This is a genomic window from Micromonospora palythoicola, from assembly GCF_036689795.1.
GTDB lineage: Bacteria > Actinomycetota > Actinomycetes > Mycobacteriales > Micromonosporaceae > Micromonospora > Micromonospora palythoicola.
Window position 1 is genome coordinate 20,346 of the sequence record NZ_JBAGKI010000002.1, and the last position, 12,976, is coordinate 33,321.

At 70.3% G+C, this 12,976-nt stretch carries 9 protein-coding genes and 1 tRNA gene; all 10 read left to right on the top strand.

Annotated features, from left to right (window positions below):
* Positions 1 to 24 precede the first annotated feature (24 nt).
* The 10 genes from ald to V5O40_RS01240 all read left to right on the top strand — a co-directional run bounded on the left by ald (position 25) and on the right by V5O40_RS01240 (position 12,941).
* Positions 25 to 1,140: an alanine dehydrogenase gene (gene ald, locus V5O40_RS01195; RefSeq protein ID WP_332903675.1), complete on the top strand. Its 1,116-nt coding sequence runs from the start codon at positions 25 to 27 to the stop codon at positions 1,138 to 1,140.
* Positions 1,137 to 2,156, top strand: a complete 1,020-nt coding sequence (locus V5O40_RS01200) for a site-specific tyrosine recombinase XerD (RefSeq protein WP_332903812.1) — start codon at positions 1,137 to 1,139, stop codon at positions 2,154 to 2,156. The genes ald and V5O40_RS01200 overlap by 4 nt, the downstream gene beginning before the upstream one ends.
* A 240-nt stretch (positions 2,157 to 2,396) precedes the next feature.
* Positions 2,397 to 3,320: a ParA family protein gene (locus V5O40_RS01205; protein ID WP_164450082.1), complete on the top strand. Its 924-nt coding sequence runs from the start codon at positions 2,397 to 2,399 to the stop codon at positions 3,318 to 3,320.
* 46 nt (positions 3,321 to 3,366) lie between these two features.
* Positions 3,367 to 4,407, top strand: a complete 1,041-nt coding sequence (locus tag V5O40_RS01210) for a segregation and condensation protein A (protein WP_408631813.1) — start codon at positions 3,367 to 3,369, stop codon at positions 4,405 to 4,407.
* Positions 4,404 to 5,387: an SMC-Scp complex subunit ScpB gene (gene scpB / locus V5O40_RS01215; RefSeq protein ID WP_332903676.1), complete on the top strand. Its 984-nt coding sequence runs from the start codon at positions 4,404 to 4,406 to the stop codon at positions 5,385 to 5,387. Before V5O40_RS01210 ends, scpB begins: the two co-directional genes overlap by 4 nt.
* Positions 5,374 to 6,144 carry a pseudouridine synthase gene (locus V5O40_RS01220; RefSeq protein WP_332903677.1) on the top strand — a complete coding sequence of 257 codons (771 nt, stop codon included), beginning with the start codon at positions 5,374 to 5,376 and terminating at the stop codon, positions 6,142 to 6,144. Before scpB ends, V5O40_RS01220 begins: the two co-directional genes overlap by 14 nt.
* A 147-nt stretch (positions 6,145 to 6,291) precedes the next feature.
* Positions 6,292 to 6,972, top strand: coding sequence for a (d)CMP kinase (gene cmk / locus V5O40_RS01225; protein WP_332903678.1), 681 nt, complete (start codon positions 6,292 to 6,294; stop codon positions 6,970 to 6,972).
* Positions 6,969 to 8,369 carry a ribosome biogenesis GTPase Der gene (gene der / locus V5O40_RS01230; RefSeq protein ID WP_332903679.1) on the top strand — a complete coding sequence of 467 codons (1,401 nt, stop codon included), beginning with the start codon at positions 6,969 to 6,971 and terminating at the stop codon, positions 8,367 to 8,369. Before cmk ends, der begins: the two co-directional genes overlap by 4 nt.
* Before the next feature lie 149 nt (positions 8,370 to 8,518).
* Positions 8,519 to 8,592, top strand: a tRNA-Pro gene (locus tag V5O40_RS01235).
* Between the two features lie 794 nt (positions 8,593 to 9,386).
* Entirely contained in the window at positions 9,387 to 12,941 is a 3,555-nt protein-coding gene (locus V5O40_RS01240) for a LamG domain-containing protein (protein ID WP_408631814.1), read from the top strand.
* Positions 12,942 to 12,976 lie beyond the last annotated feature (35 nt).

Below are 12,976 nucleotides of genomic sequence, written 5' to 3' on the forward strand. Positions count from 1 at the left end.
GCCCCGAAGAGAGGTGTCAGCATCGTGAAGGTCGGCATCCCACGCGAGGTCAAGAACCACGAGTACCGGGTGGCGATCACGCCGGCCGGCGTCAACGAGTTCACCCGCGGCGGTCACCAGGTCTTCGTCGAGGCCGGCGCCGGGCTCGGGTCGAGCATCACCGACGAGGAGTTCGCCGCCGCCGGTGCCAAGATCCTGGAGAGCGCCGACGAGGTCTGGGCGGCCGCCGAGCTGGTGCTGAAGGTCAAGGAGCCGGTCGCCGAGGAGTACCACCGGATGCGCGCGGGACAGGTGCTCTTCACCTACCTGCACCTGGCCGCCTCCCGGGACTGCACCGAGGCGCTGCTCGACCGCAGGATCACCGGCATCGCCTACGAGACCGTGGAACTGCCGGACCGGTCGCTGCCGCTGCTCGCCCCGATGTCCGAGGTGGCCGGACGGCTCGCCCCGCAGGTCGGCGCGTTCCACCTGATGCGTACCGGCGGTGGCCGGGGGGTGCTGCCCGGCGGCGTCTCCGGCGTGTACGCGGCCAAGACCGTGGTCATCGGCGCCGGCGTGTCCGGCATGAACGCCGCCGCGATCGCCCTGGGCCTGCAGTCGGAGGTGCTGCTGCTGGACAAGAACGTCGGCCGGCTGCGCCAGGCCGACGCCATATACCGGGGCCACCTGCAGACCGTCGCCTCCAACGCGTACGAGATCGAGCGGGCGGTGCTGGACGCGGACCTGGTGATCGGCGCGGTGCTGGTGCCCGGCGCGAAGGCGCCGAAACTGATCTCCAACGAGCTGGTCTCCCGGATGAAGCCGGGCAGCGTGCTCGTCGACATCGCCATCGACCAGGGTGGCTGCTTCGAGGACTCGCGACCCACCACCCACGCCGACCCGGTCTACCGGGTGCACGAGTCGATCTTCTACTGCGTGGCGAACATGCCCGGTGCGGTGCCGAACACCAGCACCTACGCGCTGACGAACGTCACCCTCCCGTACGCCCTCGAACTGGCCAACCACGGCTGGCGCGAGGCCGCCCGCCGCGACCCGGCGCTGGCGCTGGGCCTGAACACCCACGACGGACAGGTGGTCTACGGTCCGGTCGCCGAGGCGCACGGCCTGCCCACCCTGCCGTTGACCGAGGTGCTGGCCTGACCGGCGAGCGACCGACCCCGGACGGGGCCGGTGGGGGCGATCAGCCCGCGCCGGCCCTGCGCCGTGCCGTCCGCGGCTACCTGGACCACCTCACCGTCGAACGTGGACTTGCCGCGAACACCCTCGCCTCGTACCGCCGGGATCTGGATCGCTACCTCGGCTCGCTGACCACCGCCGGGGTGACCGACCTGTCGGCCGTCTCCGCCGGGGAGATCGAACGTCACCTGGCCCGGCTGCGTGCCGGTGCCGACGGGCACCCGCCCCTCGCGGTCTCCTCGGCGGCCCGAGCCGCCAGCGCGGTACGCGGACTGCACCGGTTCGCGCTGCGCGAGGGCCTCACCGGCGCCGACCCGAGCCGCGACGTGCGGCCCCCCGCCGCGTCCCGACGGCTGCCCCGGGCGCTGCCGCTCGATGACGTGGTCGCGCTGCTGGAGACCGCCGGACCGGTCGACGCGGCCGGCGACACCGCGCCGCTGGCGCTGCGGGACCGGGCCCTGCTGGAGTTCCTGTACGGCACGGGGGCGCGGATCTCCGAGGCCGTGGGCGCCGCGGTGGACGATGTGGACCTCGACGACGGGGTGACCGTGCTGCGCGGCAAGGGCGGCCGGACCCGTCTGGTGCCGATCGGCGGATACGCGCTGCGGGCCCTCGGTGCGTACCTGGTGCGTGCCCGGCCGGGGTTGGCCGCCGCCGGCCGGGGCACCCCGGCGATCTTCCTCAACGCCCGGGGTGGGCCGCTGACCCGGCAGGGTGCCTGGGGCATCCTGCGCCGCGCCGCGCAGCGGGCGGGGCTGACCGTCGACGGCCCCCGGGCCGTGTCGCCGCACACGTTACGCCACTCGTACGCCACCCACCTGCTCGACGGCGGGGCCGACGTGCGGGTGGTGCAGGAACTGCTCGGGCACGCCTCGGTCACCACCACCCAGGTCTACACCCTGGTGACCGTCGAACGGCTGCGCGAGGTCTACGCCACCGCCCATCCCCGCGCGTTGCACCGACCGCCGTCCGGCCCGTGATCGACCGTGCGGTGGCCGCCGATGCGATGCCGCCGCGCACCGCGCGTCGGTGGCCTGACCTGCCGGTGGCCGGTGCCGCCGTCCGACACGCCGAGCGGGTGCCGAACGCCCTGCTGGCCGGTGGCGTACAGTCGGCATGGCGCGGCCCTCGCGGCGAGTGGACCGGGGTGCGCAGCGGCGCCGCGAAGGACGTCGGGCGGCTCCGATGCCGCACGGTCGCCGGGAGGGGGCAACGAGGACATGGCTGGCAACGGTGACCGTGCCGAGACCTGGACGTCGGAGCTCCGCGAGCAGCAGAACGCCCTCGGCTCGGATCTGGGCCCGGCGGACCCGGCCGCCTACACCATGCGTAAGCCGATCCCGGAGCCGATGCCCACCGACCGGCACGGGCCGGCCCGCATCATCGCGATGGCCAACCAGAAGGGCGGGGTCGGCAAGACCACCACGACGATCAACCTCGGTGCCGCGCTGGCCGAGTACGGCCGCAAGGTGCTGCTCGTCGACTTCGACCCGCAGGGCGCCCTCTCGGTCGGGCTGGGTGTCAACCCGCACAACCTGGACCTGTCGGTCTACAACCTGCTCATGCAGGACGACGTCACCGCCGACGACGTGCTCATCAAGACCGACGTGGCCGGGCTGCACCTGCTGCCGGCCAACATCGACCTCTCCGCCGCCGAGATCCAGCTGGTCAACGAGGTCGCCCGCGAGATGGCCCTGGCCCGGGTGCTCAAGAGCATCCGCAAGGAGTACGACTACATCCTGATCGACTGCCAGCCGTCACTGGGCCTGCTGGCGATCAACGCGTTGACCGTCGCGCACGGCGTGCTCATCCCGCTGGAGTGTGAGTTCTTCAGCCTGCGCGGGGTGGCGCTGCTGCTGGACACCATCGACAAGGTCCGCGAGCGGCTCAACTTCGACCTGGAACTCGAGGGCATCCTCGCCACCATGTACGACAGCCGCACCACCCACTGCCGTCAGGTGCTCCAGCGGGTGGTGGAGGCGTTCGGCGACAAGGTCTACCAGACCGTGATCACCAAGACCGTGAAGTTTCCCGAGTCCACCGTCGCCGGCTCACCCATCACCACGCTCGACCCGGCCTCCTCGGGGGCCCGCAACTACCGTCAGCTGGCCCGCGAGGTGATCGCCGCGCAGGCCGAGCGGTAGGAGGCGCGGAACCGAGGTGTCCCGACCGTGGACTACCGTCGTCGGCGTGAGCGCCCCGCCCCTCGACCCGACCGCCCCGGCGGCACCGCAGCCCGTGGTGGCCGACCCACCCGCGCCGACGGACGCGACCGGGTTCACCGTGCGGCTGGCCAACTTCACCGGCCCGTTCGACCTGCTGCTGCAACTGATCGGCAAACACAAGCTCGATGTCACCGAGGTCGCCCTGCACCAGGTGACCGACGAGTTCATCGCCTACATCCGGGCCATGGGCGACGACTGGGACCTGGACGAGGCGAGCGAGTTCCTACTGGTCGCCGCGACCCTGCTCGACCTGAAGGCCGCGCGGCTGCTGCCCGCCGCCGAGGTCGAGGACCCGGAGGACCTGGCCCTGCTGGAGGCGCGGGACCTGCTCTTCGCCCGGCTGTTGCAGTACAAGGCATACAAGGAGGCGGCGGCGCACATCGCCGCGCTGGAGGAGGTCGGCGGTCGCCGCTACCCCCGGGCCGTCACCCTCGAAGCCCGCTACGCGCAGGCCCTGCCCGACCTGGTGCTGGGGATCGGCCCGCAACGGCTGCTCAAGCTGGCGGTACGGGCGATGACCCCGAAACCGGTACCCGAGGTCTCCGTCGCCCACGTGCACATGGTCCGGGTCAGTGTCCGGGAGCACGCCGACATCATCGCCGAACGGCTGCGCCGGGCCGGCACCGCCAGCTTCTCGCTGCTCTGTGCCGACTGCGAGGCCACCCTCGAGGTGGTGGCCAGATTCCTCGCCCTGCTGGAGTTGTACCGGCAGGGTGTGGTGGCCTTCGTCCAGGAGCAGGCGCTCGAGGAGTTGACCGTCCGCTGGACGGGTCCGGCCGACGGCGGCCCGGCCCTGACCATCGACGAGTACGCGGGCACCCCACCCGAGCCTTCCACCGAGCCTCCCGCCGGGCTGTCGCCGGAGCCGTCCGTCGCGCTGGCCCCGGAGCCACCTTCCGGGCCGTCGCCGGAGGGTGAAGCGGTGGTGGCCGACGGTGCCGACGTTCAGGGTGCTGGGGCCGGCGAGGTGCAGGCCACGGGAATGACCGAGGAGCGAGCTGGATGAGCGACGAAAAGCGGTCGGACACCCTTGCGGACCAGGCCGCCGCCTGGGTCCCACCATGGCAGCGCCCGGCTCCCGCCCCACCAGAGGATTCCGCCCCACCCACCGATCCCGCCCCAGCTCCCGCCGCCACCCCGCCCACCGCCGCCGCAGTTGAGGAAGTGGATGCCGCAGATCTTGGTCCGCAGGTGCCCCTCCAGGGGCGGTTTTCGTCCAAGATCGAAGTGGTCGAGGAGTGCGCTGGGGGGCGGGTCGGCGATGGTGGAGAGGTGGGGGAGGACGTCGCGGCAAAGGGCGTCACGGGGGAGGGCGTCGCGGGGGAGGAGGTGTCGGGGCGTGAGCTGGGAGGAACCGTTTCGGGGGAGGGGGCCTCGGGTCCGGGGCGTAAGCGGTCAGCAGCAAGGGTCCGGCCGGTAGCAGAGCCGCCGCCGGAGCTGGACGACGCGGAGCTGCGCGGCGCGCTGGAGGCGATCCTGCTGGTTGTCGACGAACCGGTGAGCGAGCTGGTCCTCGCCCAGGTGCTGGAGCAGCCGGCCGAGCGGATCGGCCCGATGCTGGACGAGATCGCCGCCGGCTTCACCGCCGCCGGGCACGGGTTCGAGCTGCGGCGGGCGGCGGGCGGGTGGCGACTGTACACCCGGCCGGAATACGCCACCTACGTCGAGCGGTTCGTGCTCGACGGGCAGTCGGTGCGACTGACCCAGGCCGCGTTGGAGACCCTGGCGGTGGTGGCGTACAAGCAGCCGGTGACCCGGTCGCGCATCTCCGCCATCCGCGGTGTCAACTGCGACGGGGTGATCCGTACCCTGGTCACTCGCGGCCTGGTCGAGGAGTGCGGCATCGAGTCCGACAGCGGCGCCCACCTGTACCGGACGAGCACCCTGTTCCTGGAGAAGCTCGGCCTGAACAGCCTCGACGACCTGCCGCCCCTGGCCCCGTTCCTGCCCGACGACGTGGAAGAGCTTGCCGATGCCGCGCGATGACCGCACCCCCCGCCCCGACGCCCCGGTCTACACCGGCCCCGAGCGCCTGCAGAAGGTGCTCGCCGCCGCCGGTGTCGGCTCCCGGCGGGCCTGCGAGGACCTGATCTTCCGGCGGCGGGTGACGGTCGACGGGCGGGTGGCGCAGCTCGGCGACAAGGTCGACCCGACCACGGCGGTCATCCACGTCGACGGGGAGCGGCTGGCGGCCGACACCCGGCTGGTGTACCTGGCGATGAACAAGCCGCGCGGGGTGGTCTCCACCATGGCCGACGAGAAGGGGCGTACCGCGCTCGCCGACTTTCTCGGCAACCGGGTCGAGCAGCGCGTCTACCACGTCGGGCGGCTCGACGCCGACAGCGAGGGCCTGCTGCTGCTCACCAACGACGGCAACCTGGCGCACCGGCTGACGCACCCCTCCTACGGGGTGCCGAAAACCTACCTGTGTGAGGTCTCCGGCCCGATCCCGCGCAACCTGGGTAAGCGGCTGGCGGCCGGGATCGAGCTGGAGGACGGCCCGGTGACCGTCGACGCCTTCCGGGTGGTGGACAGTCTGGGGCGGACCGCCCAGGTCGAGCTGACCCTGCACGAAGGCCGCAAACACATCGTACGGCGGCTGCTCGCGGAGGTCGGCCACCCGGTGAGCCGGCTGGTGCGTACCTCCATCGGGCCGATCCGGCTCGGCGACCTGCGTGCCGGGCGGACGCGGAGGCTGACCAACGCGGAGGTCGCCGCTCTGTTCAAGGCCGTGGGTGACTGAGGCGGCGGTCGCGGGTACGGCTGCGGGTAGGCTGCCTGACGGCCCGGCCGGTGGCGCGCCACGACGCCGGGCATCATTGGACATGTGTGGTCAACCGCTCGCGGTCGTTTCCGACGGATCGTGAGGTACGGGCTGAGGAGGACGACGGTGGAGGAAAACGTGCCGGCCGGGCGCTGCGTGGTTGCTGTGGACGGGCCGTCCGGTTCGGGTAAGTCCACCGTCTCCCGACGGCTCGCCACGAGCCTCGGCGGGCGCTACCTGGACACCGGTGCGATGTACCGGGCGATCACCTGGGCGGTGCTGCGCTCCGGCGTCGACCTGACCGACACGCAGGCGGTGGCGAAGGTCGCCGGCGAGGTGGACCTGCTTATCGGCACCGACCCCACCGGGTACGGCGTGACTGTCGACGGGGTGAACGTCGAGACCGACATCCGTGGCCCCGAGGTGACCGCCGCCGTCTCGGCGGTGGCCGCCGTGCCGGCGGTCCGGGCGCTGCTGGTGGCCCGTCAACGCGACATGATCACCAAGGCGGGCCGGATCGTGGTCGAGGGTCGGGACATCGGTTCCGTGGTGGCCCCCGACGCCGACTTGAAGGTGTACCTGACCGCGTCGGCGGCGGCGCGGGCCGCGCGACGCAGCGCCGAGAACGCCTCCGATGTCGCGGCCACCGCCGCCGACCTGGCCCGACGCGACCAGCTGGACTCGACCCGGAAGGCCGACCCGCTGGCCCAGGCGGCGGACGCGGTCGTCCTGGACACCACCGAGCTGGGCATCGACGAGGTCGTGGCGCGGCTGCGGGCACTACTTACCGAACGGTCAGCGGCGTGAGCGACGACGGTTGGATCGAGCTGCGTGAGCCGGACCTGGACACCGAGGAGCAGACCGGTCCGCAGCCGGTGGTGGCCGTGGTCGGCCGTCCCAACGTCGGCAAGTCCACGCTGGTGAACCGCATCATCGGCCGCCGTCAGGCGGTGGTCGAGGACGTGCCGGGGGTGACCCGCGACCGGGTGCCCTACGACGCGCAGTGGTCCGGGCGGGCGTTCACCGTGGTGGACACCGGCGGTTGGGAACCGGACGCGAAGGATCGCGCCGCGGCGATCGCGGCCCAGGCGGAGACCGCCGTGGTCACCGCCGACGTGGTGGTCTTCGTGGTCGACGCGACGGTCGGCTCCACCGACGTCGACGAGGCGGCGGTGAAGATGCTGCGCCGCAGCGCCAAGCCGGTGATCCTGGTGGCCAACAAGGCCGACAACGCCAGCATCGAGTTGGAGGCCACTTCGCTGTGGTCCCTCGGCCTCGGTGAACCGCATCCGGTCTCGGCACTGCACGGCCGGGGCTCCGGCGACCTGCTCGACGCCATTCTGGCGGCGCTGCCGGAGGCACCGAAGGTGGCCGAGTACCGCCCCCGGGGGCCGCGTCGGGTGGCGCTGGTGGGCCGGCCGAACGTCGGCAAGTCCAGCCTGCTGAACCGTTTCTCCGGTGAGGAACGGGCGGTGGTCGACGCCGTCGCCGGCACCACCGTCGACCCGGTGGACAGCCTGGTCACCATCGGCGGCGACACCTGGCACCTGGTGGACACTGCCGGGCTGCGCAAGCGGGTCGGCCGAGCCAGCGGCACCGAGTACTACGCCAGCCTGCGTACCGCCTCGGCGATCGAGGCGGCCGAGGTGGCGGTGGTGCTGCTCGACTCCAGCGAGCCGATCAGCGAGCAGGACCAGCGGATCCTGTCCATGGTCACCGAGTCCGGCCGGGCGCTGGTGATCGCCTTCAACAAGTGGGACCTGGTCGATGCCGACCGCCGGTACTACCTGGACAAGGAGATCGAACGGGAGCTGCGTCGGATCCCCTGGGCGATCCGGCTCAACCTGTCGGCGAAGACCGGCCGGGCGGTCGACAAGCTCGCCGCCGCCCTGCACCGGGCGCTGGACAGCTGGGAGACCCGGATCCCCACCGCGCAGCTCAACGCGTGGCTCACCGCCCTGGTCCAGGCCACCCCGCACCCGGTGCGCGGCGGTCGGGCACCGCGGATCCTGTTCGCCACCCAGGCGGGCGTGGCCCCGCCCCGCTTCGTCCTCTTCACCACCGGTCCGCTGGACGCCGGCTACCAGCGCTTCGTCGAGCGCAAGCTGCGCGAGGAGTTCGGCTTCGAGGGCAGCCCGATCGAGATCTCGGTACGCCCCCGCAAGAAGCTCGGCCCCGGCGGCCGCGGCAAGGCCCACGGCTGACCGCCCACGCCGAGACCCATGCCCCCCACCCCTTCCACCTATCCTCCTAGGACGCTGTAGGGGTGGTGGCATGGGTGGGGGCTGTGCGACGGGAGAGAGTAGCTGCGCTAAGCTGTACCGGCTGTCGCGGGCTACGCCGGCGGTGGCATCGGGACGTGGCGCAGCTTGGTAGCGCACTTGACTGGGGGTCAAGGGGTCGTCGGTTCGAATCCGGCCGTCCCGACATTACGAGGGTTTTCGCAGGTCAGAGACTTGCGGGGCCCTCGGTTTGTTATCCAGACTCGACGTGGCGGCGGGTAAGCCGTTGCTGGAACCCTTGACTCGGGTGGTTCGGCGAGTCGATCTTGCCTAGCGTGCCTGAGGGTCGCCTGGTAGGCGTGCCGAGTCGGCGTATCCGAGGGTGTTGTTGGACCGCTTGACAGTGGACGATTCTTGGGTGAAACGGGCGCGTTCGACCCGTCCGAGGCCGACCGGTAGACGTGGTTTGGTGTGGGTCGTCTACGTCAAGCTACGCCTTGCCTGAGGTGCCCTCGTGGACCTTCGCTGGCACTGGGAACGCCCAGCACTGTCCGGCTGCAGTTTCACGTGGGTCGGCGGTGGGGTGCGGGCGGCCACGAGCGGCACCGGACGTGCCGACGGTGACCGCCGCCAGGGGCAGTTAGATCGCCAACGCGATGTCGAACGTCGGTGGCGGCCGGTCGCCATCTCCGCCGCCGTGAGCCAGCGCCTCCGAGGGAGGGCACGCTAGAGGCGAGCATGGCGGCACACAAGTGTGCTCCTGATCACATATTGATTTATATCGAACGGTTTGTCGTTGCCCTCAGTGATCAAACGATGTCATATTCATCAATACATTGTTAACCATCGATAGCTGGTGGTGGATGACGGTTTTGTCGTGGCGCAGCGGGGCGGCTGCGGGGAGGTCGAGGCCCTACTGTCGCTGCCACTGCTTGCTCTCCGCGGGGGTGTGTGTTGGGCGTTCGGTGGCGGCGTGGGTTGTCCGCTGGGGCAGCGGCTGTGGTGGTTGCCGGGTTCATCGGTGTTCCGGCGCCGGAGCGGGTCGCTGCGGGCGGACCGCAGTGCGCGGATATCGCCGGCTCCGAGGTCGAGGCGAGGGTGCTGGCTGCCTCCTGTGGACGGCCGGTGGTGGTGGACGGGTCGCGGACGGAATTCACCGAGGTGACCGCGTTGCCGGACGGTCGGCTGCAGTTCGCCTCGGCGGTGGTGCCGCAGCGCACGCGCAAGGCTGGCGGTTGGCGAAACATCGATCTCAACCTGGCCCAGGGCGGGGACGGGCTGTGGCGGCCCGGGATGTCGGTCGCGGATGTGGCGTTCTCGGGTGGTGGGGACGGGGCGATGGTGACCCTGACGCGAGGCGGGCGGACGGTCACCCTCTCGTGGCCGGGGACGTTGCCGGCGCCGACGGTGTCGGGGGATTCGTTGACCTACGCGGATGTGCTTGCCGACGTGGATCTGGTGGTGCGGGCGACGCGGACGGGCTTCACGCACGTGCTGGTGGTCAAGACGCGGGCGGCAGCGACGCATCCTGACGTCCGTGAGCCGCGGTTCCGCATCGGCGGGGACGTCGAGGTCGTGGCGGGCTCGGATGGCGGCCTGCGAGCGGTGGCAGGTGGTGCTGTGGTCGCCTCGGCGGAGCCGGCGGTTATGTGGGATTCCCGGGCGGGGGCGGTGGACGGCGTCTCGGCGCGGGGAGCGTCGACCGAGAGCGCGCCGTCGACCGCGGCAGAGGCGGGGGACGCGGCACGGACCGGCAAGGTCGATGTCGAGATTTCCGGCGACCACCTGGTGCTGCGTCCGGATGAGACGCTGCTGGACCACCCGGATGCGGTGTTCCCGCTGTTCGTGGACCCGGCGTGGTCGGTGTTCAAGAACAAGTGGGCGTACGGGACGAACAACGGGTCGTCGAACTCGGACACGAGTCGCGCGCGAGTGGGGCTGAATCCGGACACCGGCGCCGTGTTCCGGTCGTACTTTGCGTTCCCGACGACGGCTAACGGTGTGTCGCTCAAGGGCAAGCACATCGAGTCGGCGTACGTGCAGATGGAGTTGGACCACTCGTGGTCGTGTGACCCGACGGTGACGTCGATGTACCTGACTCCGGCGATCAACGCGACGCCGAAGGCGAGTTGGTCGACGATGAAGTTGAAGACATTCCTAAATACGGCGACCGGGAACGCGAACGAGGCGGGTGGCTGTTCGTCGATCCAACCTGACATGACCATGAACTTCCAGGGATCGAGCACCACCAACCAGGTGCAGGCCGCGGCGAACGGGAACTGGAACTCGATCACCGTGGGTTTCACCGCGCGGGCGTCCGACGGGTCGGGAGAGTCGACGCAGGGCCGATGGAAGAAGTTCTACCCCAATGACGCAAAGCTGATCGTCGACTTCGACACCAAGCCTGGCGCTCCACACACCCTTCAGGTCGCTGGTGTGACCTGCGGCTCCGGGGTGCTGACGATCGGCACACTGACGCCGAAGTTCGCGGCAGTGTTTCCCGACGCCGACAAGAGTGACTCCCTGACCGGCACCTTCGAATGGATTGAGGTGCCAGCGGGGGGCATGGGGACGGTAACCAACACCTATCCGACTCGTAAGAGCCCGCCACCAGCGAAGACGGGAATCAGCCCGGGCAGTTGGGCCGAGAGTGTCGCGGTGACGATCGCGAAGGGTCCCAAGTACGCGTTCCGCGCCAAGGGCACTGACAAGGCCCCATATTCGATCACCGGTCCTTGGTCGTCGTGGTGCCAGTTCGCCGCGGACACCAGCGTGCCTCCGGCGCCCACGATCACCCCGGGTACCGCCGGCGGCCCGGGTAGGAACATGACCTTCTCGATCAGCACCACCACCACGGACGTGACCAAGTTCCGCTTCGGCTGGTCCAACCCGCCCACGACCGAGGTCACCGCCAGCGGCACCAATCCGAAGACGGCCACGGTCACCGTCACCGTGCCTAGCTTCGGGCAGAACACCTTCTGGGTTCGCGGCATCGACGCCACTGGCAATCTCGGCAACATCGGCTCCGCCACCTTCACCGCGCCCCGCCCCTCACCGGCCGTCGCTCAGTGGGGCCTGGAGCAGTACCCCGGCGTCATTCAGACGGCCGCGCTCGCCGATCAGCAGCCCACGCTGGGTGGTCAGACCGACCTGAGCGCGTCCAATGTCAGTTGGGTCGACGATGTTCGCCTCAACGGTGGCAGGACCCTTGGCTTCAACGGCAGCTCGTCGGTGTTGACCACGTCGGGCAGTGCCGTCAACACGGCCAACTCCTTCAGCGTCGCCGCGTGGGTCCGGCTCAGCTCGCTGCCGACGACTGGCGACGTCGTCATCGCGTCCAAAGCGGGGGCGAGTGCCGCCGGGTTTCATCTGGGTACCCGGTTGGTGGGGTCACCGTTGACGCCACGCTGGTCGTTCTTGATAAAGGACAGCGACGACCAGTCGAGCACCAGCCGTGCGGCCTACAGCGGCACGGCCTTGACATCAGCCGATGTCGGGCGTTGGACGCACATAGCGGGCGTGTATGACAGGGCCGCTGGCAAGGTCCGGCTCTACGTCGACGGCGAACTTGTCGCCGAGGTCGACCGCAGCGGCACGCCGTGGAACGCGACAGGCACGTTCGCGGTGGGTCGGGGGTGGAGTTCCGGCGTAGCGAGCAACTGGTTCCACGGCAACCTCGCCGACGTGCAGGTTTACGACCGAGTGCTCGTGTCGCATGATTTCGTCGGCCAGCTCGCACAGGATCCGGCCTCCGGTGGGTTCCACGAGCCGGGGATGCTGACTCCGGTGCGGGTGGGCGACTGGAACTTCGAGTTCGCGACGCCCTGCTACCTGGCCGATCTGCGGGATACCTGCCAGGTACGCGACACGGTGACGGCCTGGGATCGGTGGCTGGCACTGACGCGGGGCTCCGCCGTGGGCGCTGGCTACTCCACCGACGGCTCGGGGCTGTGGCTCGACGACGAGTACTTCCCGGAGGATGGCTTCACCGAGAACACCGCGGAGTACGGGCGGAGTGCGGTGAAGACGGGCATCACGCCGCCGGACGCCGATGGTCTGGAGTTCACCCAGTGGCAGGACAAGCCGGTCCTGCGTACCGATCAGTCGTTCACGATGTCGGCCTGGGTGATGCTCGACCGGCTCGACGGTATGCGGACGGCGATGTCGCAGCGGGGACAGCACGCCAGCGGCGGCTGGCTCAAGTTCAACTCCACTCTGGGCAAATGGCAGTTCGCCATCAGCGATGAGGATGCCATTACCACACCGACGGCAAGCATCACGTCGACGTCGACAGCCGAGGAGGGTGTGTGGACCCACCTTGTCGGCGTCTACGACGCCGGGCGGAAGCAGATTCGCCTCTACGTCAACGGTGAGCTCGAAGGGGTCACGCAGAACCTCACGTTCACCCCGATGGCGTCGACGGGTCCGCTGCTGGTGGGCCGGGTCCTGTGGCAGGGCCAGGTGAAGGATCCGTGGATCGGCGGCATCGACGACGTGGCGGTGTTCCAGGGTGCGCTGACGGATACCGCGGTGTACCTGCTGTACGACTCCTAGCCCGCGGCCGGGCCAGGTCAATGCCTGCTCCGGTG

Bases quoted from the DNA above. Each gene is read 5' to 3' on its own strand.
- V5O40_RS01205 (WP_164450082.1), top strand. From the start codon at position 2,397: ATGGCTGGCAACGGTGACCGTGCCGAGACCTGGACGTCGGAGCTCCGC.
- scpB (WP_332903676.1), top strand. From the start codon at position 4,404: ATGAGCGACGAAAAGCGGTCGGACACCCTTGCGGACCAGGCCGCCGCC.
- V5O40_RS01220 (WP_332903677.1), top strand. From the start codon at position 5,374: ATGCCGCGCGATGACCGCACCCCCCGCCCCGACGCCCCGGTCTACACC.